The sequence below is a fragment of the Ensifer adhaerens genome (genome assembly GCF_001270265.1).
Lineage (GTDB): Bacteria > Pseudomonadota > Alphaproteobacteria > Rhizobiales > Rhizobiaceae > Ensifer > Ensifer adhaerens_B.
The window spans coordinates 51,043-75,117 of sequence record NZ_LGAP01000004.1; the positions used below are offsets into that span (position 1 = coordinate 51,043).

A 24,075-nucleotide genomic window follows, 5' to 3' on the forward strand; every position below is an offset into this window, starting at 1 on the left:
GCAACCGACGCCTCCAAACGCCGGTTGTCGCCGCACGGTCCGTCCGACCCCTCAGGTCTTCTGCGGCGACGCTTCGTCGCTGCTGCCTTCAAGATCCTTCACGATATCCATGAACTTGCGCATCATTCTTTCCATGATGCCCATTGTCCGGTCAATCTCTTCATCGGTCGGAAGGTCCGGTTTTGCGACGGCTCCACCGGATTCGACAGCCTTTTCCAGCGCTTCCACCCGCTTGGTCAGGAGATCGATCTCCAGCTCGAAGGCTGTGCGCTCGTCGGCGGCCATGCGGCAGACGAGCTGGCCATCCCTCTCCTGGCAGAGCGAGACCTCGCCGGTCTGGGTGTCGAGCCGGGCAATGCCGGTCTCGGACTTCTGCATGCTGTAGCGGCCCGGAGCCGGTTCCTGGGCGCGCACGCCTCCGGCAAGGCCAAGGCCCACGCCGATCAGCAGAACTGCGATTGCTCTTTTCATGATTTCCTCTCCGTTGCGGACATGCGGGCGGAAATCCGCCGGTGAACGACCTTCAGCAATGGACAATCGCCGATATTTGCGGCAAGGCCACGACAGAACATCACGACGGATAAGCGGGCATCATGAGCTCAATCATATACAAGATCGTTCCGGCCGCACTATGGCAGGAAGCCAAGCGCACCGGCCGTTTCGATGGCGCACCCATCGACCTTGCCGACGGCTTCATCCATTTTTCGACAGGCGAACAGGCGGTCGAAACCGCCGCCCGCCACTTCGAAGGGCAGGAAGGCCTGCTGCTGGTGGCGATCGATGGCGATGCCCTCGGCGAAGAGCTGGTTTATGAGCCGTCACGCGGCGGTGCCCTCTTCCCGCATCTCTATGCGCCGCTGTTCCTTTCGGCCGTCTTGTGGGAAAAGCCGCTGCCGCTTGGCGCGGATGGCCTTCACGTCTTCCCGGAACTCGACGCATGAACAATCCTTTTGCCAACCTCGCCCGCCGCGGGCTTTTCCTCTTCGATCCGGAAGCCGCCCACGGCCTGTCGATCAAGGCCTTGAAGACCGGCCTCGTGCCGAGTTGTCCGACCAGGCAGGACAAGCGGCTCGCCCAGACCGTCGCTGGCCTCGCCTTCCCCAACCCGCTCGGCATGGCCGCCGGCTACGACAAGAATGCCGAAGTGCCGGAAGCGCTTTTGAAGATCGGCTTCGGCTTTACCGAAATCGGCACCGTGACGCCGCGTCCGCAATCGGGCACCGACAAGCCGCGCATCTTCCGCCTGGTGGAAGACGAAGCGGTGATCAACCGCCTCGGCTTCAACAATGAGGGCCATGGCGCAGCCTTGGCGCGCCTGAAGGCCTGCGCGCGCGATGCGCTGATCGGCGTCAATATCGGCGCCAACAAGGACAGCGCCGACCGCATCGGCGACTATGTCAGCGGCATCCACACCTTCTACGCCGTCGCCAAATACTTCACCGCCAACATCTCCTCGCCGAACACGCCCGGCCTTCGCGACCTGCAGGCGCGCGAGAGCCTGGCCGCGCTGCTGTCGGCCGTGCTTGCCGCGCGCGACGAAGAGGCATCGCGTAGCGGCAGGGTCGTGCCCGTGTTCCTCAAGATCGCACCCGATCTGACCGAGGAAGGCATGGACGACATCGCGGCCGAGGTTCTGGCGCATAAGCTCGACGGTCTCATCGTGTCAAACACGACGCTTTCGCGCGACGGCCTCAAGGACCGGGCCCAGGCGAAGGAAGCGGGCGGCCTTTCCGGCAAACCGCTTTTTGAGAAATCGACGGCGGTGCTTGCCCGGATGCGCAAGCGCGTCGGTCCAGATCTGCCGATCATCGGCGTTGGCGGCGTCAGCTCGGCCGAAACGGCTGCAGAAAAGATCCGTGCCGGCGCGGATCTGGTGCAGCTCTACTCCTGCATGGTCTATGAGGGCCCTGCCCTGCCCGGCCGGATCGTGCGCGGGCTTTCCGAGCTCTGCGATCGCGAAGGCCTGACATCGATCCGCGACCTGCGCGACAGCCGCCTCGATTACTGGGCCGAGCGGAAGGTCTGACCCGCCTTTGCCGGAATTCGGGCAAGCAGGAACAGGCCACGCATCAAGAGAAACAGGTTGAGCCCCGCCCATAGGCCGTGATTGCCGAAGGCGGGGACAAGGATCGCCAGCGCGGCGATATATCCGCCAAAGGCCGCCAGCATCATGTTGCGCATCTCGCGCGACCAAGTGGCGCCGATGAAGACCCCATCCATCAGGAAGGCGAGCGCGCCGGTCATCGCCGTCAGCGCCGCCCAGGGCAGATACTCATAGGCCACCGTGCGGACATCCGGCGCCGTCGTCAGCAGGTCGACAAGCCCGCTGCCGAAGAGCAGGAACGCCGCGGTCGTCAGGGCGGCAAGTCCGAACGACCAGGCGGCCGTCAGCTTCAGCGCCCGATCGAAGGCCGGACGGTAATGCGCGCCGATCGAACGGCCGATCAGCTGCTCGGCCGCATTGGCAAGACCATCGAGATAGTAGCCGGCCACGAGAAAGATCGTCATCAGCACCGCGTTTGCTGCCAATGTCACCGGGCCGAAGGCCGTGCCGATACGCGTCATCAGCGTGAAAGCCGCAAGCAGTACAAAGGAGCGGATCATGATATCGCGATTGAGCCCGAACAGCGGCTTCAGCCGTTCGCGATCGAAGATCATCGCCCAGCTTGGCGCGTCTTTCCGGTCGAAACGACCGTAGACGATGGCAAATCCGGCCAGCGCACCGATCACCTCGCCGGTGACGGTTGCAATCGCGACGCCGGCGACACCCCAGCCGAAGACCAGTCCGAGCAGGATCGACAGCACGATGTTGATGCCGTTGATCAGCGTCTGCAGCATCAGACCGATCGTGCCTTCGCCACGCCCGAGCACGAAGCCGAGGATGGCGTAATTGGCAAGTGCAGCCGGACCGGACAGGATGCGACAGAGAAAATAGGTGCGGGTGACCGCCTCGACTTCGGCTGGCGGGCCCATCAACCACAGACCACCGGCAAGAAGAAGTGGCGACAGGGCGACGAGCGCGACACCGGCCGTGAGCGCGATCACCAGCGAGCGCCAGAAGACGGCCTGCTGTTCGCGCCGCTCCCCCCTTCCATAAGCCTGCGCGACAAGGCCGGTCGTGGCGGCGCGCAAGAAATTGAAGGTGGTGAAGATCAGGTCGAACATCACTGCGCCGACCGCAAGCCCGGCCAGCAGCGTCGCCTGGCCCATGCGACCGACGACCGCCGTACCGACGAGGCCGAGCAACGGCGTGGTGAGAAAGCCGAGCGTCATCGGAAGCGCGATCGCCAGGATCAGACGATGCGTGACGTGGAAGGGGCCGGCGGGATCGCTCGGCGAAGCGGGAGAAGCGGCGGTCATCGAACGGTCCCGGCGTGATGGGTGCGTGACGACCGTTTTAGGGAAAGATCATAGGCGGGCGCAAGACACCATGAATGGTTGAGAGATCGCAATCAGACCTCTCCTGCCTGTCTCGAAACAACAGCCCCTCACCCTAGCCCTCTCCCCGCCTGCGGGGAGAGGGGACGTGCGCAGGCGGCGGAGACATCAGGTGGTATCCGCGGTCACAGAACAGGATGACGTCGAGACGGCAATTGTAGACTCAAGCGATGACCACGGGTTTCCTTCTCCCCGCTCGCGGGGAGAAGGTCGCGGCAGGGGGATGAGGGGCCGCATTGACTGCGATTGACAGAGAAAAGGGGCGCTTACCCCGCCAGCACCATGGCCCAAAAGGGCCGGTTCCCCGAAGCCGTGTTCTGCGCCACGGCGACGCCGAGACCGCGATATTTGCCCAGCATGTTTTCGAGGTGCTTCGGCGATTTGTACCAGGCGTCATAGGCACGCTCGGCATCGTCCTGGCCCATGGCGATGTTTTCGGCCGCCGGCAGTGTGACGCCCTGGCTCTTCATCCGGTCGTAGAAACTGTCGCGCCAACCGATCAGGTGCTGCATCTTGCCGACCTTCGCCATTCTAGCCGCCTGGCTCATGGCGGCGACAGAGGCCGCCTTGTCCGCCACCAGCGGTGACAGGCCCTTGTTCTTGCGCAGGGCGTTGACATGGCCGAGGCTCGCCTCGGTCTGGTCGCTACCAGTGCCGCTTCCGGGTGTCAGCACGTTGGATGTCGTGCAGCCGGCGAGCACGCCGACCGAAAGGACGGCGCCGGCGCGCAGAAAGCCGCGCCGCTCGATGAAGAAAAGCTGATCCGTCATGCTCAACGCCGGTAGCTCATGACACGCAGGATCAAGAAGGCGGGAATGACGATCGCAGCGCCGAGCAGCAAGTAGTCGCCGACCCGACCGAGAGCGGAGAAGCCCGTGTGCCAGAGGTCGAGCAGGAAGTTGCGGATGCCGAAATAGATGTCGGCGGGATACCAGCCGAAAACGGTCATGACGAACCCGACGAGGATCGACACCACGACGAGCTTGACGAGGACGCGCAGCGGCGAATCCCCCAAGAATTTGTTCACTCCGTCCGACATCGGCGAAATACTCCTGTTTCCCTTCACATAAGCCGCCATGCGTGCGCCCGCAAGTCACCGGAAAAGGCAGGCATGTGCCCGGCTTTCAGATTCCGCTTGTGTTTTGCCCGGTCCGGCGTCAGAAGCGTTGATCGCAACCAACATCTCACATTGATGACGCTCAACCAGCTCTCCTCCGGCGACCTGATCGCCGATCGCCGCGCCGACTACGCAAAAATGCTTGCCGAGGCCGGCGAGCCCGCGAGCGCGGCCGATCTTATGGCGCAAGCGCTCGAACGTGTTCCGGAATGGGCTGCCGGCTGGTTCCGGCTGGCGGACTATGAGGAAAAATCGGCCCGGAAAGAGGCGGCAATCGACGCGCTGCGCAAAACCTTGCGCCTCAACCCGAAAGACATTTTCGGCGCCGGTCTGAAGCTGGCGCTGCTCGGTGCCACCGAGATGCCGGAACAGCCGCCGAGCCTCTATGTCGAGCGGCTTTTCGACGACTACGCCGACCGCTTCGACCATGCCTTGGTCGAGAAGCTCGATTACACCGTCCCGGAAAAGCTCGCCGCACTGATCGAAAGATCAACGGCGGGGGCGCATTTCGAACATGTCGTCGATCTCGGTTGCGGCACCGGCCTGTTCGGCGAACGCATCCGCGAGCGCGCGGCTTTTCTCGAAGGCTTCGACATTTCCGCCAACATGCTGGTAAAGGCGGAGACAAAGGCCGTCTATGACAGGCTGGCGCGGGCCGACCTGTCGCTGCCCCCTGAACAATCTGATGTCTTCGGCAACTTTGCCGCGGCGCGCGCCGATCTCGTCAGCGCCGCCGACGTGCTGATGTATCTCGGCAACCTCGATGGCGTCGCCAAGATCGTCGGTGAATTGCTTTCGAGCCAGGGCCTGTTTGCCTTCTCGGTGGAGGATGCTGGTCTGGACGACGGTTTCGTCCTGCGCCCATCGCTGCGCTACGCCCATAGCGAGGCCTATATCCGCGACCTTCTCGCTTCCCACGGCCTTGATATGGTGGCTGTCGAGCGCACCGTCATCCGCATGGATGCCGGGAAGCCGGTCTCGGGCATCCTGTTTCTTGCGCGCAAGCCTGCTTAAAAACGCAGGGCTGGTTCGCAAAATTACGTCAGCATTGCTGACATAATTTTCTTGATTGTTTTTGTGCGTTGCAGCATTGCTGGGCACATCACAATCGAGGTTTTGCCATGGCTCAGAGCAGCAGCGTTTTCGGTCTTTGGAACACCAGCCCGACCCGGCACACGCCGATCGAGGACCTGCAGGGCATCTTCTCCGGCAGCCTGATCGCCGCGCTCGGCCTTTATTTTCTCGCAAGCGCCGGCCTGCTCACAGGCAGCACCGCCGGCGTCGCCTTCCTGCTGCATTACGCGACCGGCGTGAACTTCGGCCTCGCCTTCTTCCTGCTCAACCTGCCGTTCTTCTATCTCTCGCTGAAGAGGCTCGGGCCGGCCTTCACGGTCAAGACCTTCATCGCCATCGGCGTGACCTCGTTCCTCACCGATATCCAGTCGCGCCTGTTCCACATCGGCGATATCCACCCGGCCTGGGCTGCCCTCATCGGCGGCTTGCTTCTCGGCTACGGTCTCCTGGCGCTTTACCGCCACCGCGCCAGCCTCGGCGGCGTCGGCATTCTCGGCATCTACCTGCAGGAGCGTTTCGGCATTCGCGCCGGGCTGGTGCAGCTTGCGATCGACATGGTCGTACTGGTGGCTGCCTTCGGCGTGACGACGCCTCAAGTCGTCGCCTGGTCGGTGCTCGGCGCGGTCGTCCTCAACCTGTTCGTGGCCATCAACCACCGCGCCGATCGTTACATCGCACTCTAGAACGTCACTGGCGCACAGCCCCGCGGATCGACTGCGGGGCTGTGCCGTCTACCTCAGAGGTATCAGGCGGCCTTTGACGGAGCGTCGACCGGATGCTGCGAACGCAGGCCGACGGCGACCCGGTTCCAGGTATTGATGACGCCGATGGCGATCGTGATCTTGGTGATCTCGGCTTCGTCGAAATGCTCCTTCAGAGGCTCGAAATCCGCATCGGGCGCGCCGGTCTGGGCAAGGTTGGTCAGTGCCTCGGTCCAGGCGAGCACCGCGCGCTCGCGGGCGTCGTAGATTGGCGACTCGCGCCAGACGCAGATCAGATTGATCCATTGCTCGCTGAGGCCGGTATGACGCGCCTCTTTCACATGCATGTCGACGCAGTAGGCACAGCCGTTGATCTGCGAGGCGCGCAGCTTGATCAGGTGGATCAGACGCGGCTCCAACCCCGATTCCTTGACGATGTAGGTGTCGAGAGCGGCGACTGCCTTATAGGCGTCGGGGGCGGCTTTGACGAAGTTCAAACGCGGTTGCATGGTCTTCTCCTTCAGGCGGATGAGGGGCGAGGTTTCAGGCGCCGGCGGCCGACTTGCGTTCGTTGACCGCCAGAAATGTGTTGGTTCGCGCCGCGACGCTGCCGTCGTCCTTGGCGCTCAGATCTTCCATGATGTCGGCAATGGTCACGCGCCGAAGCTCGGCGCGGTAGGCCTGCTCGGCTTTCAGCATTGCGACGTTGATCGTGCACGGCGCCATCGGCTTGCAGGCATAGGGATTGGGGCCGCGCAGCCGGATTTCGTTGCAGCGGAACGCCGGTTCCGGCCCTTCGACCGCAAGCACGATATCGAGCATGCTGATCTTCTCCGGCGTGCGGGCAAGACGGTAGCCGCCCTTCGGGCCGGGCACGGCTTCGAGCAGCCCTGCCCCGGACATCGCCTGCAGGTGCTTCAGGAGATAGCTCACGGAAACGCCATGAAATTCGGCAAGCGCTGCCGCCGACAGCGTGCTGCCGGGCTGAAGACAGCTCAGCATCGTCACGCTGTGGATCGCCTGCTCGACACCGTCCCCGAGTTTCATTCGCCTTCTCCCTAATCATGGATATTTTTTATCCATGATTAGAACGATGAGTCAATCGCCATGTGACCACCGCCGCGGGAGGCTTCTCTTTTGCCGGATTTGATCTACCTTTGTTCTCCGTGAACAGGATCGATTCTCCGCTCAAGCAAGGCGATGCGCTGACCTTGCCCGCCCCCTTCCTTCGCTGGTTCGGCGAGAAGGGCTGGCAGCCCCGCGCCCACCAGCTGGAATTGCTGGCGCGGGCAGAGGCCGGCGAGAGTACGCTGCTGATCGCGCCGACCGGCGCCGGCAAGACGCTTGCCGGCTTTCTCCCCTCTCTTGTCGACCTCATCCGACGCGGAAAAATTCCGCCAGGCTCCGCCTGTACAGGGATTCACACGCTCTACCTCTCGCCGCTGAAGGCCCTGGCCGTCGACATCGAACGCAATCTGATGAAGCCGGTCGACGAGATGGGCCTGCCGGTGCGCGTCGAGAACCGCACCGGCGACACGCCGCAGGGCAAGCGCCAGCGCCAGAAGCTCAACCCACCAGACATCCTGCTGACGACGCCGGAGCAATTGGCCCTGCTGCTTGCCAACGGCGAGGCCGAGCGCTTCTTCAGGGATTTGCGTTACGTCGTCTTCGACGAGCTGCATTCGCTGGTGACCTCGAAGCGCGGACACCTGCTATCGCTCGGCCTTGCCCGGCTGCGCCGGCTGGCGCCCGGGCTGCAGACGATCGGACTGTCGGCGACGGTCGCCGACCCGATGGAACTGCAGCGCTGGCTGGCGCCGCAGTCGCCGGAGGGGAACGACCATGCCGGCCTCGTGACCGTCAGGGGTGGCGCCAAGCCTGAGATTTCCATCCTGCGCACCGACGAGCATGTGCCCTGGGCTGGGCATTCGGCGCGCTACGCCGTCGCCGACGTCTACGCCGCCATCAAGGAGCACGGCACCACCCTGCTCTTCGTCAATACCCGCAGCCAGGCGGAGCTTGTGTTCCAGGAACTCTGGACCATCAACGACGACAACCTGCCGATCGCGCTTCACCATGGCTCGCTCGATGTCGCCCAAAGGCGCAAGGTCGAGGCGGCGATGTCGGAGAACCGGCTGCGCGCCGTCGTTGCCACCTCGACGCTCGACCTCGGCATCGACTGGGGCGATGTCGACCTCGTCGTGCATGTCGGTGCGCCGAAGGGGGCAAGCCGGCTTGCCCAGCGCATCGGCCGCGCCAACCACCGCATGGACGAACCTTCGAAGGCGATCCTGGTGCCGGCCAACCGCTTCGAGGTGATGGAGTGCCAGGCGGCGCTCGATGCCAACTATATCGGTGCGCAGGATACGCCTCCGGTCGGCAAGGGTGCGCTCGACGTGCTTGCCCAGCATGTGCTCGGCATGGCCTGCGCCGCGCCCTTCGATCCGCTGTCGCTCTACGAAGAGATCACCAGCGCCTCGCCCTATGCGTCGCTCACCTGGGAAACCTTCGAGCGCGTCGTCGATTTCGTCGCGACGGGCGGCTATGCGCTGAAGACCTACGAGCGCTACGCCCGTATCCGCAAGACCAAGGAAGGCCTCTTTCGCGTCTCCAATCCGCTGGTCGCGCAGCAATACCGTCTCAATGTCGGCACCATCGTCGAATCGCCGATGCTGAACGTGCGGATGGTCAAGCGCAACCAGCGCGGCTCGCTCGGCCGCGGCGGCATGTCGCTCGGCAAGGTCGAGGAATATTTCCTCGAGATGCTCTCCCAGGGCGACACGTTCCTGTTTTCCGGCAAGGTGTTGCGTTTCGAAGGCATCCGCGAAAACGAATGTCTCGTCAGCCAGGCGTTCTCCTTCGACCCCAAGGTGCCGAGCTATGCCGGCGGCAAGTTTCCGCTGTCGACCTACCTCGCCGAACAGGTGCGCAAGATGCTGGCCGATCCGGCGCGGCGCGCAGCACTGCCCGAACAGGTGCGCGACTGGCTGTCGCTGCAGAAGGACGTGTCGATGCTGCCGCGCGAAGACGAGTTGCTGATCGAGACCTTCCCGCGCGGCAGCCGGCATTACATGGTGATCTACGCCTTCGAGGGACGGCTGGCGCACCAGACGCTCGGCATGCTGCTCACCCGCCGGCTCGACCGCGCCGGCCTGAAGCCGCTCGGCTTCGTCGCCACCGACTATTCGCTTGCCGTCTGGGCACTGGACGATCTCGGCGCGACGTTCCAGCTGCGCCGGAAGGCGCTCGCCGACCTCTTCGACGAGGACATGCTCGGCGACGATCTCGAGGCCTGGCTGAACGAATCGTTTCTGCTGAAGCGCACCTTCCGCAACTGCGCGGTCATCGCCGGCCTGATCGACCAGCGGCATCCCGGCAAGGAGAAGACCGGCCGCCAGGTGACCGTATCGGCCGACCTCATTTACGACGTATTGCGCGCGCACGAGCCCGACCATCTGCTGCTGGAGGCAACGCGCAACGATGCGGCGACGGGGCTTTTGGACATCGGCCGTCTCGGGGATATGCTGAAGCGAATCAAAGGCCACATTACCCATCGCCGGCTCGACCGGATTTCGCCGCTTGCCGTGCCCGTGATGCTGGAGATCGGCAAGGAGGCGGTTCAGGGCGAGGCGCAGGACTTCCTGCTTTCCGAAGCTGCCGACGACCTGATCAACGAAGCGATGGGCGGCGAGCCGCTATAGAATAGCCCCGTGTTCGCGCGAACACGCGACTGCATAATTCCTTAAATCGGATCCGATTTATGGACGAAATTATGCAGCAATTTAAAGCATTACAGCGCCTTTGCGCGTCCTATTTGACGCGCAGCGCTGTAAGGACGGTGAAGAGACGACCCATGCACAGGCTTGCTCACGCACTATCGGCTCCAGCAGACAGCACGGCGATCTCCGCGCGCGCCATCGTCCACGGCGTCGAAGCCGTCTGCGATCCGCTCGGCAGCCTCTATTTGCCGGAGACGCGAACGCTTGTCGTTTCCGATCTGCATCTGGAAAAGGGATCGGCCTTCGCGCGGCGCGGCATGATGCTGCCGCCCTACGACACGCTCGCCACCCTGCGCGTGCTCGAAGCGGCGATCACCCGCCATGACCCCAGACTGATCATCAGCCTCGGCGACAATTTCCACGACCGGGTCGGTTCGGCGGCAATGCCCGATACCTTCCGTCACATGATCGCGGCGATGGCGATGGGGCGGGAGTGGGTGTGGATCAATGGCAACCATGACCCCGATGGCGCTTCAGGCCTGCCCGGCATATCGCTGGACGAATTCCGCCACGCGGGCCTCACCTTTCGCCATGAACCGTCGAGGGGCGAGGCGTCAGGGGAAGTTGCCGGCCACCTGCACCCGGCAGCGACCGTTGTTCGGCGGGAGAAGTCGGTGCGACGGGCCTGCTTTGCCACCGATGGGACGCGGCTGCTGATGCCGGCCTTCGGTGTCACCACCGGTGGTCTCGACCTGCGCCACCGGGCAATGACCGGCCTGTTCGATCGCGCCAAGCTGGTCGCCCACATGCTCGGTCGCGACCGGATCTATTCGGTCCGCTTTACGAACCTGATCGCTTGATTATCCGTCAGAACGCGTTGAAGGTCAGCGTCGTCAACGATCGGGAAATGCCGGGGACCGTGGCGATGTTGTCGTTGATGAACTTGCCGATGTCCTGGCCTTCTTCAATGTAGATCTTGAGCAAGAGGTCGTAGTCGCCGCTCGTCGAGTACATTTCAGAAACGATCTCCTTGCGGTAGATCTCGTCGGCAACCTCGTAGGTCTTGCCGGGAGCGCACTGCAACTGGACGAAAATCGGTTTCATGGAGTTTCCCCTGTTTCTGCTTACAGCGCCGCGCGCCAAACATGGCGCGCTAAGGACACTGTAACACTATAAATTTGCGGCATAATTTTCTCCTTAAATCGATTCCGATTTAAGGAATTATGCAGTAGGCCTTCTTTAGCTGTCCGGCGAGCAAAAGGGAACGTCGGCCGACTGCCGTCAAAGACTATTCCTTGCGGAAGAGCAGGCTCGCGCCCCAGCCGGTGATGACGGCGAGCAACACCGCAAACAGGCCGTAGAAGAACGGTTGCTGATGCGCCGTCTGGGTGATCACCTGCTCCACACCCGTCTTGACGACGCGCAACGGCAGCGCCTTGGCGGCAACGAAGGTGCCGTCGCGGAAGAGATAGGCACGCACCACATGCACCCCGTTCGGCACGTTGGCCGGCAGGCGGACCGATGCCTTGAACAGGCTGGAGCTGATGAATTGCACGCCGCCCGGATCGCGCTCATAGACGCCGCTGGTCTCGCGGATGCGGCGGAAGGCATTGCGGAACTCGCCGAGATTGCTGCCGTCGCCGACGAAACCGAGCGGCACGAGCCGCATATGGTCGACACCGATGCCCATATTGCCCATTTCGCCCGGCGGGGCGATCGTCTCGATGTCACGCGTGCTCGACAGCGAATAGGATTCCGGCACCAGCTCGAAGGTCATGGAGCTGGTGTTCACCCAGATGCCGAAAACGCGCTCCTTCTTGCGCACCGTGGCGTTGTCTTTCGGGCCCTCGAGCGAAACGATGATGTTGTATTTGCCCTGCACCAGGAGATTGGGGTCGAAACCGTCGACCGCACCGAAGATCGTCAGGTCGGCGCCACGGAAATCCGAGGTGATGGCGATTTCGTCGGTCGAGATGCCGATCTCCAGCTTTTCGGTGAAGTCGTTGGCATTCTCGTCCTGCATCTGGGCGCCGGCGGGAGCCGCGAAAGCCAAAGTCAGGGCTGCAAGGGCGATGCGGGCGAGATGGGTCATCAGAAACCGAACCCCGCTGACACGACGGAATAGATATCCTTCGGCGGAATGACGAGCTCGATCGCCAGGCGGATGCCGACGGCAAGGACAAGCAGCGCCAGCAGCGCGCGCAACTGCTCGCCGCGCAGCTTCTGTCCGACCCGCACGCCATATTGCGCGCCGATGACGCCGGCGATCATCAGCACGAAGGCGAGCACGATATCGACGGTATAGTTGGTCGAGGCCTGGACGATGACCGTGTAGGCGGAAACGAAGACGATCTGGAACAGCGAGGTGCCGACGACGACATTGGTCGGGATGCGCAGGAGATAAATCATCGCCGGGACCATGATGAAGCCGCCGCCGACACCCATGACCGACGTCAGGATGCCGATGCAGAAACCAAGGGCCGCAACGGGAATGACGCTCAGATAGATCTTCGATTTCTTGAACCGCATCTTCAGCGGCAGCCCGTGCACCCAGTTGTGCTGGCCCGGGCGGCGTAGCGACGTCGCCTGGTTCTTGGCGGCCTTGCGCATCGCGCGCACGCTTTCCCACAGCATCAGGCTGCCGACCGAGCCCAGCAGCACCACATAGAGCAGCGAGATGACGAGATCGAGCTGACCGGCCCGACGCAAGAATGAAAAGAGCCAGACACCGAGCGTCGCACCCAAAAGACCGCCGCACAGAAGCACCGTGCCGAGCTTGATGTCGATCGTGCCGCGCCGGAAATGGGTGATGGCGCCTGATATCGACGATGCCACGACCTGGTTGGCGCCGGTCGCGACAGCGACCACGGGCGGGATGTTGTAGAAGATCAGGAGAGGCGTGATCAGGAACCCGCCGCCGACGCCGAACATGCCTGAGAGAAAGCCGACGGCCGCACCCATGCCGAGGATGATGAGTATGTTCACCGACAACTCTGCGATGGGCAGATAAATCGTCACGCCGGGACCTCAATATGCCAACGGCCCGCAGTGCGGGCGAAAAACGTCACAGTGGCAAGTAATTCACCACGGAGGGGGGATTATCTCTGAAAGCCGACACCTCTCCCGAAGGCGAGGTGGCATAGGCTTCCGTCATGCGCTCCTACGCCGGAGCTGTCAACCTTTTCAGCCACATGGCGGACAGCTTCGGTTCCGCGAACCGTGTCACCCGGCTCTGCGGCTTTATTGCGGCGGCAACCCCTGCCGGATCAGGAATTGCGCTTGAGCAATTCCTTCACCAGCTGGTCGGTGATTTCACCGGTCGGCTCCTGGCCAACAGATGTCTGGAAGGCCTTGATCGCCGCAACCGTCTTCTTGCCCAGCTGGCCGTCCGGCTTGCCGGCGTCGAAGCCGTTGTTGTTGAGGATGGCCTGGATGTTGCGAATGGCCTTGCCCATGTCGATCGAGGCGGTCTTGTTGGCCGGGCCTACCCACGCATCCGGCACGTCGACCGTGTTTGCCTTGGCGTCGACCGGCTGCGGCTTCCAGGCATCGGCGTTGGCCTTTGCACGCGAAAGCTGCTCCGGCTTCATCGCCTTGGCCACTTCGTCGCGCTTGGCCGCGGCATCCATGTCGCCCTCGCGGGCGGCGGCGGCAAACCATTTGTAGGAGGCTTCAAGATCCTGCGGCACGCCGTTGCCGCGGGCATAGAGGACAGCCAGATTGAACTGGCTGTCGCGGATGCCGAGCTCGGCTGCCTTGGCGAACCAGTTGGTCGCCCCGGCGAAATCCGGCGAGCCGTCGCGGCCGCTGGCCAGCATCACGGCAAGATTGTGCATGGCGCTGGCATTGCCCTGCCCGGCCGCCTTCAGATAGAGAACCTTGGCCCTGGCCGCGTCGCGCGTCAGGCCCGAGCCCTTTTCGTACATGCTGGCCAGCCGATATTCGGCCGGCACGACGCCGCCGTCTGCGGCGCGCTGATACCATTTGGCGGCTTCCGCCAGGTCTTCCCTAACGCCGCGACCTTCGGTGAAGCGCGCGCCGATCTCATAGAAAGCCAGGGGGTCGCCACCCTTGGCGGCCGTCACCAGCGCAACCGGGCCGAAACCATCAGGCAGGACGACTTCGGCAGCCTTTGCGACCGGCGCAAAGGTTCCGGCCTGCCCGGCATCGGCCGGCGCGGCCTGGAACGTCGAAGCGGCTACCGGCTCCTTGGCTTCCGGCACCGGCTGAAGCAGCGGTGCCCGTGTTTCGGTCGTCGCCACCGTCGATGCGGACATATCGGCCGGCGGCGTCGAGATGGCCGGCGTCTGCACGGCGCTTGACGGTTGCTCGACAGAATCGAGCGGTGCTTCGGGAATGGGCTGCAGCGCTTCAACCGGTGTTTCGGTCGCAACGGCCGCGGCCGAAGGTGCCTGGTCGCCTGCGATATCTCGTTCATTGGCGATCGTCGCCTGCTCGGCGACGGGAGCCACTTTCTGCTCGATGATCGCCACCGGCTCGGCAACGGGCGCGTCGCTGCCCTTCAGCATGGCGCCGACGAGAGGATAGGACATGATCGCCAGAAGCACGGCACCGACAGCCATGAGGATCGGTCGGCGATGGCGGGCAAAGGCACCGCCGACCCCGCTGGCAACGCCACCGTCCTTGGCCTTGTTGAGCGTATCGGCTTCCTCGACGGCCAGCTGTGCCGCCCGGCGGGCGGCGGCAATGAAGTCTGCCTTGTCGCCGTCAGCGGCCGGTTTGCCGCCGCGGTTCATCTGGCCGGCGCGCACGCGCTCGAGGATCTTCTTGACGTCGGGAACGCCCGAACCCGGCTCGAGCAGCTGATTGGCCTCTTCCGGCGCCAACATCTCGGACGGGTCGATGGAGGGGGCGGGCTCGACGAGTTGCCGTGCCGGCTCCTGTGCGGGCTCAGCCCGCTTTCCGGAAAAGCGCCGGGTCAGGCCGGCAAGCAGGCCCGTGCGGGCAGCAGCGACCGGCTGTTCGCGCGCACCGTCGGGCTCGATGGTCGAAACCTGACCTTCGTCGCCGGCAAACGCGGTCGCATGCGCAGATGCAGTGGCGGCGGCGATGACGCCGTCGTCTTCCGCCTGGAGGGCGCGGACATTGCGCTGCAGATCCTGATAGCGGTCATCGAGATCGGCGCCGCTGAAGGGGTCGTTGAATTCCGGCTGCGTTGCCTTGGGCATCGCAGCCATTTCGCGCGCCACCGGCGCCTCGTAATGTGCCGCAGCCATGGCAGGCTCGCGTCCCTCGATCCGCTCGAGCTTGTCGGCGATATGGACGAGGGTTTCATGCAGGGCTTCGAAGGTGCGCGCCGTGCGCTCGTCGCTGGAGCGGCTGAGATCTTCGAGCGTGCGCAGGTCTTCCGCCAGCGCCGAGATCGCCGCGAGATCGCCGCCACCTGCCGACTGCGGCATGCCCTTTTTCGAATAGGCCTCCATTACCGCCTCGGCCGCCTGGCGGGCAGCCTCGACGATGTACTCGTCGCTGGTGGCGAAATAGTCTTCGAGTGCATTCATGCGGCTCTCGAATTCCACCGGCATGGCAGCGCCTGCCTCGCTGCGGGGCTGGCTGACCAGGGTCGACAGATTGGCGATCTGGGCTTCGAGATTGTACAAGGCAGCGCGGTCGTCGAACGGCGCCGCATAGGTTTCTTCCAGCCGCTGGGCAATGCCCGCAAGCCGGTCTTCGAGCCGGTCGAAACGCGGATCGGCAACGGGGTGCGCGCTCAGCGTATCGAGATCGTCGATGCGACGGGCAAGATAGTCGAGCCGCTCGGCGAGCGCATCGTTGACGCTGCCTTGATCGAGCGCCTCGATCTTGCGGGAAATGTCGTTGAGGTGGCCCGTCAGGTCCGGCTGGGCGTTCCGGTGGCTGCGCTCCATCAGCAGGGAAAGCTGATCCAGGCGCTCTTCCAGTCCGGCGGCTGCCTTTTCGCTCGCGAGATCCTCGACCCGCGCAGCCAGCGCCTCCAGGCGCGAGCCGAGACCGGAATCGTTCGGGCGGGACAATCCGTCGATCTGCCGCGAAAGGTCACCGAGCCTGGTTTCCAGGCGATTGGCGAAACCACCGTCGAGGCTGGTCGTGCTGCGGCTGCTCGCGGCGATCGCCCGGCTGATTTCGTCAAGCCGTGCATCGAGATCGGCGAACTGCGACACGAGGCGCCGGTCGTCCGGCTGTATCTGGCGGCCGAGCATTTCGATCGCCTGGGCAACGGCAATCATCTTGCCTTCGAGCACATCGACGGCAGAGCTGTTGCCGAGCGCGCCGATCTGCGACTTGATCTCGTCAAGCCGGTAGGCCAGCGCCACCAGTTCGTCGTCGCGATTCTGGTCGAAGGCGATCAACCGATCCTCGACGCCGTTCCAGCGGCTTTCCATACGGCGAACGCTGTCTTCGCGCGCCAGCCCGTCGATCATCGCGCGCAGGTCGTCAAAATCGCTGCGCAGCGCGTCGGCCTGGGCGGGCGATGCCTGGCGGCCGAGCTGCTGGATGCTGTCGGCAAGGCGCTGCATGTCGCCGCGAACGTCTTCGGCGAAGCTGTGGTCCTGGGCCTGCGCCTTGATGCCGCGAATTTCGGCGCGCAGGGAATTCATCTCGCGGGTGAGCCCGTCGGTGATGTCGCGCTTGAGGTCCTGGCGCAATCCGACGAGCGCCTCGGCGATATCGTTGACGGCAGCGGCCGGCCGGGCGACAGGCGCACGCACCGGCTGCGCCCGCATGTCGTCGACATAGCGCTCGGGCTCGCGCTGAGCCAGGCGATCCGGCTCGCGTTGCGGCAGGCGGTCTCTCAAGGCCGGCCGCTCGCGCGAGGTGCTCAGCGCCCGCTGGCGCTGCATGATTTCGGAAACGGCCTCACGGGGGGATGGGATATCGCGGGGGGCAATACGCTCGCGCTCGACCGGGCGGGCCGGCGGCTCGCGTCCCGCGCCGTTCATCAAGCCTTCGATCCGGGCTTCGAGCCCTTCGATCGTGCGGTTCAAGGCGTCCAGCGAGGGCCGCTCGCCATAGCTCTGGCTGCCAGCGCGCTGAGGATTTGATCGCGATCCATTCATTGTGCTCTTCGCCCCTGTCCGTCGGCCATCTCGAAAGTCGCCACGGAAGGAAACGGTTTCCTTCGCCCCTGCGCACTTCCGACGTGAGCAAAGCTACAACAATGCGAGGACCGGACCGGTTGCAGCTTTGACCATCTCAACACGCACCTTTCATTAAACGTGGTAAACAAGCCGTTAACCGGCGTCGATTTTTTAACGATTTGGCAGGGCAGACGATGGAGAGTGCGGCGCGGCGGTGATTTGACCGCTCGAGCCGCCGACAAGCGAAACTTCGATAGGGCGCTATTTTTGACGTTTACGCAAACGTCAAAATTTTGTAGCATCCTGCCAACGATGCGGAACCGCCCTCAGATGGCGGCGCATTCGGCATGTTGCAACCGGACGTCGGCCGAGTGGAGGCGACGATCCGAAAGCGAAAAAGGCGAGGAAAGAATGCCCACCTACAAGGCACCGGTCGACGATACTCTCTTCATTCTGAACGACGTGCTCGGCATCGAGCGATACAACAACCTTCCCGGCTTTGCCGATGCGACGCCCGACATGATCGAAGCGATCGTCGGCGAAGCCGCCAAGCTTGCCGAAGAAGTGCTGTTCCCGGTCAACCTTTCCGGCGACCAGGAAGGCTGCAAGCGCCGCGACGACGGTTCGGTCAGCGTGCCCAAAGGCTTCAAGCAGGCCTTCGATCTCTACCGCGAAGGCGGCTGGCTCGGGCTCTCCGTGCCGGAGGAATTCGGCGGCCAGGGCCTGCCCTATACGCTGCACACCGCCGTCGGCGAATACATGTCCTCGGCCAACATGGCACTGACGATGTATCCGGGCCTCACCCAGGGCGCGATCGCCGCGATCCTGGTGCACGGCTCGGACGAGCAGAAGAAGGCCTATCTGCCGAAGATGGTGGAAGGCACATGGACCGGCACGATGAACCTGACGGAGCCGCATTGCGGCACCGACCTCGGGCTCCTTCGCAGCAAGGCCGTGCCTGATGGTAACGGCGCTTACAAGATTTCCGGCCAGAAGATCTTCATCTCCGCCGGCGAACACGACATGTCGGACAACATTATCCACCTGGTGCTCGCCCGCATCGAGGGCGCGCCAGAAGGCGTGAAGGGCATCTCGCTGTTCATCGTGCCGAAGTTCAAGCTGAACGGCGACGGCGAACTGGGCGAGCGCAATGGCGTTTCCTGTGGCGCCATCGAGCACAAGATGGGCATCCACGGCAACTCGACTTGCGTCATGAACTATGACGAGGCCGAGGGCTACCTCATCGGCACGGAGAACAAGGGCCTCAACGCCATGTTCGTGATGATGAACGAAGCCCGCCTCGGGGTCGGCCTGCAGGGCCTGTCGATCGCCGAAATCGCCTACCAGAACGCCGCCAACTATGCCCGCGACCGCATCCAGGGCCGTTCGCTTTCCGGCCCGAAGGCTCCGGACAAGAAGGCCGACCCGATCATCGTGCATCCGGATGTGCGCCGCACGCTGATGACGATCCGCGCCTTCAACGAGGCCGGCCGTGCGTTCACGCTCTGGACCGCACTGAAATCCGATATCGCCCACCGTTCCGACAATGACGCCGACCGCCAGACGGCCGACGACATCCTCGGGCTGATGACGCCGATCCTCAAGGGCGTCCTGACCGACAAGGGCTTCGACCACGCGGTCATGGCGCAGCAGATGTTCGGCGGCCACGGCTATATCGAAGAGCACGGCATGAGCCAGTATGTCCGCGATGCCCGCATCGCGATGATCTACGAAGGTGCCAACGGCATCCAGGCGCTCGATCTCGTCGGTCGCAAGCTCGGCCTCAACGGCGGCCGCGCCGTCATGGCGCTGTTCAAGGAAATCGGCGATTTCTGCGACGAGAACCGCAGCGACGAGAAGCTGGCCACCTATACCAAGGCGCTGAAGAAGGGCCTCAACGACCTGCAGGCTTCCACCATGTGGTTCATGCAGAACGCCATGGCCAAGCCCGACAATGCCGGCGCCGGCTCGACCGACTACATGCACCTCTTTGGTCTCGTCGTGCTCGGTTACATGTGGGCGAAGATCGCCAAGACCGCCGAGGAAAAACTAGCCTCTGGCGAAACGGCACGCGCGGACTATCTGAAGAACAAGCTGATCACCGCGACCTTCTTCATGGAAAGGATCCTGCCGGAAACGGCGCTGCGCAAGGCCCGCATCGAGACGGGCGCCGACACGGTGATGGCGCTCGACGCGGCCGCGTTCTGATATCCAACTGTTTGACGGGCAGCACCGGACGGTGCTGCCGAAAGGGAGATGAGACATGACGAAAGTCTTCGTTTACGACCACGTGCGCACACCGCGCGGCCGTGGCAAGAAGGACGGATCGCTGCACGAAGTGCCGTCCGTTCGCCTTGCGGCCAAAATGCTGGAGGCCGTGCGTGATCGCAACGGGCTCGATACGTCGACCGTCGACGACATCATCATGGGCTGCGTCGATCCGGTGATGGATGCCGGCTCGGTGATCCCGAAGGCCGCCGCCTTCGAGGCAGGTTACTCCACCCGTGCGCCCGGCATGCAGATCTCGCGCTTCTGCGCGTCGGGTCTCGACGCCGTCAACTTCGGCGCAGCGAAGATCGCCCAGGGTGCCGACGACATCGTGATCGCCGGCGGCGTCGAATCGATGTCGCGCGTCGGCCTCGGCATGTCCGGCGGCTCCTGGTTCATGGACCCGTCCGTCAACCTGCCGGCCTATTTCATGCCGCAGGGCGTGTCGGCCGACCTGATCGCCACCAAATACGGTTTCAGCCGCGACGACGTCGACGCCTACGCCGTCGAAAGCCAGAAGCGCGCCGCCCATTCCTGGGAAAAGGGCTACTTCAAGAAGTCGGTCGTGCCGGTGAAGGACCAGAACGGGCTGACCATTCTTGACCGCGACGAGCACATGCGTCCCGGCACAGACATGCAGGCGCTCGCCTCGCTCAACCCGTCGTTCCAGATGCCGGGCGAGATGGGCGGCTTCGAAGCCGTCGGCATCCAGGCGCATCCGGAAATCGAGAAGATCAACTACGTGCACCATGCCGGCAACTCTTCGGGCATCGTCGACGGTGCTGCGGCCGTGCTGCTCGGCTCCAAGGCCGGCGGCGAGAGCATGGGCCTCAAGCCCCGTGCCCGCATCCGCGCCTTCGCCAATATCGGTTCCGATCCGGCGCTGATGCTGACCGGCCCGGTCGACGTCACCGAGAAGCTGCTCGCGCGCGCCGACATGAAGCTCTCCGACATCGATCTCTTCGAACTCAACGAGGCTTTTGCCGCCGTCGTGCTGCGCTACATGCAGGCCTTCGACATCCCGCACGACAAGATCAACGTCAACGGCGGCGCGATCGCCATGGGCCATCCGCTCGGCGCCACCGGCGCGATGATCCTCGGCACGGTGCTCGACGAGCTGGAACGGCGCGATCTCAACACCGCGCTGGTGACGCTGTGCATCGGCGCCGGCATGGGCACCGCCACGATCATCGAAAGGGTCTGACGATGGGAGCGACCCGCCGCACGCTTCTCGGACTGATGGGCTTGGGACTGCTTGCAGTTTCCGGCTGCGTCTCCGACGAGGAAGGCGGCGACAGCTTCACGCTGACCGGTGCGATCACCAATGTCGCCAGCGGCCCGGTTCCGGCCGGCACCGTCACTGTCCGGCTCGAGGAGCAGGGCGTGATGGATGTGGCCGCCAAGCTGATCGCCGAGACTTCGGTTTCGAGCGACGGCAAGGCAAACCGCGTGCCCTTCGTGTTGCAGGTGCCGAAGCCCGAGCTCGACAAGGCCGTCGACGCGGGCTTCACCATCCGCGTCGAGCGCGACGGCAGGCTGATCGCCACCAACACCACCAAACAACGTTACAGCGGCAGATCGAATATCTCGCTGCGCATCGAACCCATTCTCTACTGAGGGGGAGAACCATGACGAAGTATACCAATTTCAAGATCGAGACCGATGCCGACGGCATTGCCCTTGTTACCTGGGACATGCCCGAGAAGTCGATGAACGTCTTCACCCAGGAGGTGATGGAAGAACTCAACGCCATCGTCGACGAAACCACTGCAGATGCTGCCGTCAAGGGCGTCGTCTTCACGTCGGGCAAGTCGTCGTTTTCCGGCGGCGCTGATCTTTCGATGATCAAGTCGATGTTCACCTTCCAGCAGGAAGAAAAGAAGAAAGATCCGGCCAATGCCGCCCAGAAGCTTTTCGACCTCGTCGGCCGCATGACCGGCCTGTTCCGCAAGCTCGAAACCTCGGGCAAGCCATGGGTGTCGGCGATCAACGGCACCTGCATGGGCGGCGCCTTCGAGCTTTCGCTCGCCTGCCACGGCCGTGTCGCCTCGAACTCCAAGTCGGTCAAGATCGCGTTGCCGGAAGTCAAGGTCGGCATTTTCCCGGGCGCCGGCGGCACCCAGCGCGTGCCGCGCCTGACCAATGCGCAGGACGCGCTGCAGATGATGACCACCGGCTCGTCGCTGACGGCGGCGCGCGCCAAGGCGCTCGGCCTCGTGCATGAAGTCGTCGACGCCGACAAGCTGGTCGACGCCGCCAAGGCGATGATCAAGAACGGCCTGAAGCCGGTCCAGCCCTGGGACGAAAAGGGTTACAAGGTACCCGGCGGTGGTATCTGGACCCCGGCCTCGGCCCAGCTCTGGCCGGCTGCCTCCGGCATCCTGCGCCGCGAGACACAAGGGAACTATCCCGGCGCCATCGCGATCCTCAAATGCGTCTATGAGGGCCTGCAGGTTCCCTTCGACACGGCCCTGAAGATCGAGCAGCGCTATTTCACCGAGATCCTGCAGACGACCGAAGCCTTCTCGATGATCCGCTCGCTGTTCGTCTCGATGCAGGAACTCGGCAAGGGCGCCCGTCGCCCGGCCGGCGTGCCGAAGTCGGAGTTTAGGCATGTCGGCGTCGTCGGTGCCGGCTTCATGGGCGCCTCGATCGCCTATGTGACGGCCGCCGCCGGCATCGCCGTCACGCTGATCGACCGCGACATGGAAGCGGCTGAAAAGGGCAAGGCCCATTCGGAAGGCCTGGTCAAGGATTCAGTCGGCAAGGGTCGCCTGACCAAGGAGGAAGGCGAAGCGCTGCTCGCCCGCATCACGCCTTCGGCCGACTACAACGACCTTAGGGATGTCGGCCTCGTCGTCGAAGCGGTGTTCGAAGACCGCCAGGTCAAGAAGGATGTGATCGAGAAGGTGGAAGCGGTGATCGGCGAAGACACGATCTTTGCCTCCAACACCTCGACGCTGCCGATCACCGGCCTGGCGAAGAACTCCAAGCGTGCCGGCCAGTTCATCGGCATCCACTTCTTCTCGCCGGTCGAGAAGATGATGCTGACGGAAGTGATCCTCGGCAAGGAAACCGGCGACAAGGCACTGGCCGTTGCGCTCGACTATGTCGCCGCGATCAGGAAGACGCCGATCGTCGTCAACGACACACGCGGCTTCTACGTCAACCGCTGCGTCTTCCGCTATATCCACGAAGCCTATGACATGCTGATCGAAGGCGTGCCGCCGGCGATGATCGAAAATGCCGCCAAGATGGCCGGCATGCCGGTTGGGCCGCTGTCGCTCAACGACGAAGTCGCGATCGACCTCAGCCAGAAGATCCTGAAAGCCACCGTCGCCGATCTCGGCGAAAAGGCGGTCGATCCCAAGCACATGGCGCTGATCAACAAGATGGTCGACGACCTCGACCGTCGCGGCCGCAAGAACGGCAAGGGCTTCTACGAATACCCGGCAAAGCCGGCGAAGAAATATCTGTGGCCGGAGCTGAAGACGCTCTATCCGCAGAAGAACGCCGACAAGATCGACGTCGAGGTGCTGAAGCAGCGCTTCCTGGCAACGATCGCGCTTGAGGCAGCCCGTACCATGGAAGAAGGCATCGTCACCGATCCGCGCGAAGCCGACGTCGGCTCGATCCTCGGCTTCGGCTTTGCTCCCTACACCGGCGGCACGCTCTCCTACATCGACGGCATGGGCGCCAAGGCCTTCGTCGCAATGTGCGAGAAGCTCGCCAAGGACTATGGCAGCCACTTCAAGCCGACAGCACTACTGAAGGAAATGGCCGAACGCGGCGAAACCTTCTACGGCCGCTTCGACCCCTACGGCGAGAAGAAGCAGGCGGCTTAAAGACGTCCGATCGAACATGCAGACAGGCTCCTCCGGGAGCCTGTTTTCGTTTGTTGGAACGAATCTCGCCGAGAATTGTCACCACAATTCCTCGTAAAGATCGCGCCGGTCCGGATTCATGCGCTCGATCAGGTCGAGCTTCCATTGGCGATACCAACGTTTCAGTGATTTCTCACGCTGAATCGCCGAGCCGATCTGAAGGTGCTCTTCATACCAAACCAACCGCGTGCACCCGTATTTTGAGGCGAAGCCGGGAGACAAGCCTTCCCGATGCTCATAGATCCGACGCTCAAGATCGGATGTTACCCCGATGTAGAGCGTCCCCTTCTTCTGATTGGTCACGATGTAGACATGACCCGCCATGCGCGAATGATGATAGCGGTTTCTCCTTCTGGGCAAGTCCACATCGGCGTGGAGTGACGCATTGGCAATTCGGGAGCACAGCCGGGATAAGCAAGGTGCAACGACACGATGATCCGGACAACATACTCCCTGCGTCACCACTCCAGCACGACGCGACCGTTGCGACGTTCCTATCCGTCATCTTCGGGCTTGACCCGAGGATCCAGATCCTCTGGACGCGGTAGGCATGGATCCTCGGGTCAAGCCCGAGGATGACGGAGGAAAGAACGTTCGCAGTGTTCCTGCGGCAAGTTCTAAGCGAAGCGGTTGCGCTGGACCTGCCAGTGCGGCTGAGCGTACTTGCCACCAATCCGGCCGTTGCCTTCTACCGTCGCGAGGGATTGCGCATCCAGGAAGAAACGCCCGAGCGGCGCTATATGACCGCCGCGACAAGCTGAATCCGCCAACGCCGCCAGCGTTGACCGCCGACTT

The 24,075-nt window shown here is 63.4% G+C and carries 22 protein-coding genes; 11 read left to right on the forward strand and 11 right to left on the reverse strand.

Going from position 1 to position 24,075, the window contains the following annotated elements:
* Window positions 1-51: 51 nt before the first annotated feature.
* The gene (locus tag AC244_RS10405) at window positions 52-471 is read right to left on the reverse strand and encodes a hypothetical protein (RefSeq protein ID WP_053248754.1); all 420 of its coding nucleotides are present in this window, start codon (window positions 469-471) and stop codon (window positions 52-54) included.
* Between the two features lie 122 nt (window positions 472-593).
* Between AC244_RS10405 and AC244_RS10410 the strand changes: the two genes are divergently transcribed.
* Together AC244_RS10410 and AC244_RS10415 are read left to right on the forward strand one after the other, a co-directional pair.
* A complete protein-coding gene (locus AC244_RS10410) occupies window positions 594-941 on the forward strand; it encodes a DUF952 domain-containing protein (RefSeq protein ID WP_053248755.1) in 348 nt (115 codons plus the stop codon).
* Window positions 938-2,026 (forward strand): quinone-dependent dihydroorotate dehydrogenase, encoded by a 1,089-nt coding sequence (locus AC244_RS10415; protein WP_053248756.1) that lies wholly within the window; start codon window positions 938-940, stop codon window positions 2,024-2,026. The genes AC244_RS10410 and AC244_RS10415 overlap by 4 nt, the downstream gene beginning before the upstream one ends.
* Here the strand turns inward: AC244_RS10415 and AC244_RS10420 are convergent.
* The 3 genes from AC244_RS10420 to AC244_RS10430 all read right to left on the reverse strand — a co-directional run bounded on the left by AC244_RS10420 (window position 2,002) and on the right by AC244_RS10430 (window position 4,477).
* Window positions 2,002-3,360 (reverse strand): MATE family efflux transporter, encoded by a 1,359-nt coding sequence (locus AC244_RS10420; protein WP_053248757.1) that lies wholly within the window; start codon window positions 3,358-3,360, stop codon window positions 2,002-2,004. The two genes, AC244_RS10415 and AC244_RS10420, sit on opposite strands and share 25 nt — an antisense overlap.
* A 344-nt stretch (window positions 3,361-3,704) precedes the next feature.
* Window positions 3,705-4,208 (reverse strand): CAP domain-containing protein, encoded by a 504-nt coding sequence (locus AC244_RS10425; RefSeq protein WP_053248758.1) that lies wholly within the window; start codon window positions 4,206-4,208, stop codon window positions 3,705-3,707.
* Between the two features lie 2 nt (window positions 4,209-4,210).
* Window positions 4,211-4,477, reverse strand: coding sequence for a DUF6460 domain-containing protein (locus tag AC244_RS10430; RefSeq protein WP_053248759.1), 267 nt, complete (start codon window positions 4,475-4,477; stop codon window positions 4,211-4,213).
* A gap of 153 nt (window positions 4,478-4,630) precedes the next feature.
* On the opposite strand from AC244_RS10430, the gene AC244_RS10435 reads away from it, so the two are divergent.
* Window positions 4,631-5,569 carry a methyltransferase gene (locus AC244_RS10435; protein WP_053248937.1) on the forward strand — a complete coding sequence of 313 codons (939 nt, stop codon included), beginning with the start codon at window positions 4,631-4,633 and terminating at the stop codon, window positions 5,567-5,569.
* Window positions 5,570-5,676: 107 nt separating this feature from the next.
* Complete coding sequence (locus AC244_RS10440) at window positions 5,677-6,312, forward strand: YitT family protein (protein ID WP_053248760.1); 636 nt, start codon at window positions 5,677-5,679, stop codon at window positions 6,310-6,312.
* Window positions 6,313-6,374: 62 nt separating this feature from the next.
* Here AC244_RS10440 and AC244_RS10445 read toward each other — a convergent pair whose 3' ends face one another.
* Window positions 6,375-6,839 (reverse strand): carboxymuconolactone decarboxylase family protein, encoded by a 465-nt coding sequence (locus AC244_RS10445; protein ID WP_053248761.1) that lies wholly within the window; start codon window positions 6,837-6,839, stop codon window positions 6,375-6,377.
* Window positions 6,840-6,873: 34 nt separating this feature from the next.
* Window positions 6,874-7,377 (reverse strand): Rrf2 family transcriptional regulator, encoded by a 504-nt coding sequence (locus AC244_RS10450; RefSeq protein ID WP_053248762.1) that lies wholly within the window; start codon window positions 7,375-7,377, stop codon window positions 6,874-6,876.
* Window positions 7,378-7,487: 110 nt separating this feature from the next.
* On the opposite strand from AC244_RS10450, the gene AC244_RS10455 reads away from it, so the two are divergent.
* Both AC244_RS10455 and pdeM read left to right on the forward strand, forming a co-directional pair.
* The gene (locus AC244_RS10455) at window positions 7,488-10,031 is read left to right on the forward strand and encodes a ligase-associated DNA damage response DEXH box helicase (RefSeq protein WP_053248763.1); all 2,544 of its coding nucleotides are present in this window, start codon (window positions 7,488-7,490) and stop codon (window positions 10,029-10,031) included.
* 152 nt (window positions 10,032-10,183) lie between these two features.
* The gene (gene pdeM, locus AC244_RS10460; protein ID WP_053248764.1) at window positions 10,184-10,909 is read left to right on the forward strand and encodes a ligase-associated DNA damage response endonuclease PdeM; all 726 of its coding nucleotides are present in this window, start codon (window positions 10,184-10,186) and stop codon (window positions 10,907-10,909) included.
* 7 nt (window positions 10,910-10,916) lie between these two features.
* On the opposite strand, the gene AC244_RS10465 is transcribed toward pdeM, so the two are convergent.
* From AC244_RS10465 to AC244_RS10480, 4 genes are all read right to left on the reverse strand, one after another.
* The gene (locus AC244_RS10465) at window positions 10,917-11,153 is read right to left on the reverse strand and encodes an Lrp/AsnC ligand binding domain-containing protein (protein ID WP_053248765.1); all 237 of its coding nucleotides are present in this window, start codon (window positions 11,151-11,153) and stop codon (window positions 10,917-10,919) included.
* A gap of 184 nt (window positions 11,154-11,337) precedes the next feature.
* Window positions 11,338-12,141, reverse strand: coding sequence for a TIGR02186 family protein (locus AC244_RS10470; RefSeq protein ID WP_053248766.1), 804 nt, complete (start codon window positions 12,139-12,141; stop codon window positions 11,338-11,340).
* On the reverse strand, window positions 12,141-13,067 hold the full coding sequence (locus AC244_RS10475; RefSeq protein WP_053248767.1) for a sulfite exporter TauE/SafE family protein: 927 nt from the start codon (window positions 13,065-13,067) through the stop codon (window positions 12,141-12,143). The genes AC244_RS10470 and AC244_RS10475 overlap by 1 nt, the downstream gene beginning before the upstream one ends.
* 248 nt (window positions 13,068-13,315) lie before the next feature.
* On the reverse strand, window positions 13,316-17,107 hold the full coding sequence (locus AC244_RS10480) for a peptidoglycan-binding protein (protein ID WP_053248768.1): 3,792 nt from the start codon (window positions 17,105-17,107) through the stop codon (window positions 13,316-13,318).
* 432 nt (window positions 17,108-17,539) lie between these two features.
* On the opposite strand from AC244_RS10480, the gene AC244_RS10485 reads away from it, so the two are divergent.
* From AC244_RS10485 to AC244_RS10500, 4 genes are read left to right on the forward strand one after another with little or no spacing between them, the layout of a single operon-like run.
* A complete protein-coding gene (locus AC244_RS10485; protein WP_053248769.1) occupies window positions 17,540-19,336 on the forward strand; it encodes an acyl-CoA dehydrogenase C-terminal domain-containing protein in 1,797 nt (598 codons plus the stop codon).
* A 55-nt stretch (window positions 19,337-19,391) separates the two neighbouring features.
* On the forward strand, window positions 19,392-20,600 hold the full coding sequence (locus AC244_RS10490) for an acetyl-CoA C-acetyltransferase (protein WP_053248770.1): 1,209 nt from the start codon (window positions 19,392-19,394) through the stop codon (window positions 20,598-20,600).
* Between the two features lie 2 nt (window positions 20,601-20,602).
* Window positions 20,603-21,013, forward strand: a complete 411-nt coding sequence (locus tag AC244_RS10495) for a YbaY family lipoprotein (RefSeq protein WP_053248771.1) — start codon at window positions 20,603-20,605, stop codon at window positions 21,011-21,013.
* Between the two features lie 11 nt (window positions 21,014-21,024).
* Window positions 21,025-23,241, forward strand: a complete 2,217-nt coding sequence (locus AC244_RS10500) for an FAD-dependent oxidoreductase (RefSeq protein WP_053248772.1) — start codon at window positions 21,025-21,027, stop codon at window positions 23,239-23,241.
* A 78-nt stretch (window positions 23,242-23,319) separates the two neighbouring features.
* On the opposite strand, the gene AC244_RS10505 is transcribed toward AC244_RS10500, so the two are convergent.
* Window positions 23,320-23,604, reverse strand: a complete 285-nt coding sequence (locus tag AC244_RS10505; protein ID WP_053248773.1) for a GIY-YIG nuclease family protein — start codon at window positions 23,602-23,604, stop codon at window positions 23,320-23,322.
* Window positions 23,605-23,879: 275 nt separating this feature from the next.
* Here AC244_RS10505 and AC244_RS37120 point away from each other — a divergent pair, with 275 nt between their 5' ends.
* A complete protein-coding gene (locus tag AC244_RS37120) occupies window positions 23,880-24,041 on the forward strand; it encodes a hypothetical protein (protein ID WP_161807854.1) in 162 nt (53 codons plus the stop codon).
* The last annotated feature ends 34 nt before the right edge of the window (window positions 24,042-24,075 follow it).

What these genes read in the sequence shown, in the direction of transcription:
- AC244_RS10405 (WP_053248754.1), bottom strand. Translation starts at nt 471, where the DNA reads ATGAAAAGAGCAATCGCAGTTCTGCTGATCGGCGTGGGCCTTGGCCTT.
- AC244_RS10410 (WP_053248755.1), top strand. Translation starts at nt 594, where the DNA reads ATGAGCTCAATCATATACAAGATCGTTCCGGCCGCACTATGGCAGGAA.
- AC244_RS10415 (WP_053248756.1), top strand. Translation starts at nt 938, where the DNA reads ATGAACAATCCTTTTGCCAACCTCGCCCGCCGCGGGCTTTTCCTCTTC.
- AC244_RS10420 (WP_053248757.1), bottom strand. Translation starts at nt 3,360, where the DNA reads ATGACCGCCGCTTCTCCCGCTTCGCCGAGCGATCCCGCCGGCCCCTTC.
- AC244_RS10425 (WP_053248758.1), bottom strand. Translation starts at nt 4,208, where the DNA reads ATGACGGATCAGCTTTTCTTCATCGAGCGGCGCGGCTTTCTGCGCGCC.
- AC244_RS10430 (WP_053248759.1), bottom strand. Translation starts at nt 4,477, where the DNA reads ATGTCGGACGGAGTGAACAAATTCTTGGGGGATTCGCCGCTGCGCGTC.
- AC244_RS10435 (WP_053248937.1), top strand. Translation starts at nt 4,631, where the DNA reads ATGACGCTCAACCAGCTCTCCTCCGGCGACCTGATCGCCGATCGCCGC.
- AC244_RS10440 (WP_053248760.1), top strand. Translation starts at nt 5,677, where the DNA reads ATGGCTCAGAGCAGCAGCGTTTTCGGTCTTTGGAACACCAGCCCGACC.
- AC244_RS10445 (WP_053248761.1), bottom strand. Translation starts at nt 6,839, where the DNA reads ATGCAACCGCGTTTGAACTTCGTCAAAGCCGCCCCCGACGCCTATAAG.
- AC244_RS10450 (WP_053248762.1), bottom strand. Translation starts at nt 7,377, where the DNA reads ATGAAACTCGGGGACGGTGTCGAGCAGGCGATCCACAGCGTGACGATG.
- pdeM (WP_053248764.1), top strand. Translation starts at nt 10,184, where the DNA reads ATGCACAGGCTTGCTCACGCACTATCGGCTCCAGCAGACAGCACGGCG.
- AC244_RS10465 (WP_053248765.1), bottom strand. Translation starts at nt 11,153, where the DNA reads ATGAAACCGATTTTCGTCCAGTTGCAGTGCGCTCCCGGCAAGACCTAC.
- AC244_RS10470 (WP_053248766.1), bottom strand. Translation starts at nt 12,141, where the DNA reads ATGACCCATCTCGCCCGCATCGCCCTTGCAGCCCTGACTTTGGCTTTC.
- AC244_RS10480 (WP_053248768.1), bottom strand. Translation starts at nt 17,107, where the DNA reads ATGAATGGATCGCGATCAAATCCTCAGCGCGCTGGCAGCCAGAGCTAT.
- AC244_RS10485 (WP_053248769.1), top strand. Translation starts at nt 17,540, where the DNA reads ATGCCCACCTACAAGGCACCGGTCGACGATACTCTCTTCATTCTGAAC.
- AC244_RS10490 (WP_053248770.1), top strand. Translation starts at nt 19,392, where the DNA reads ATGACGAAAGTCTTCGTTTACGACCACGTGCGCACACCGCGCGGCCGT.
- AC244_RS10495 (WP_053248771.1), top strand. Translation starts at nt 20,603, where the DNA reads ATGGGAGCGACCCGCCGCACGCTTCTCGGACTGATGGGCTTGGGACTG.
- AC244_RS10500 (WP_053248772.1), top strand. Translation starts at nt 21,025, where the DNA reads ATGACGAAGTATACCAATTTCAAGATCGAGACCGATGCCGACGGCATT.
- AC244_RS10505 (WP_053248773.1), bottom strand. Translation starts at nt 23,604, where the DNA reads ATGGCGGGTCATGTCTACATCGTGACCAATCAGAAGAAGGGGACGCTC.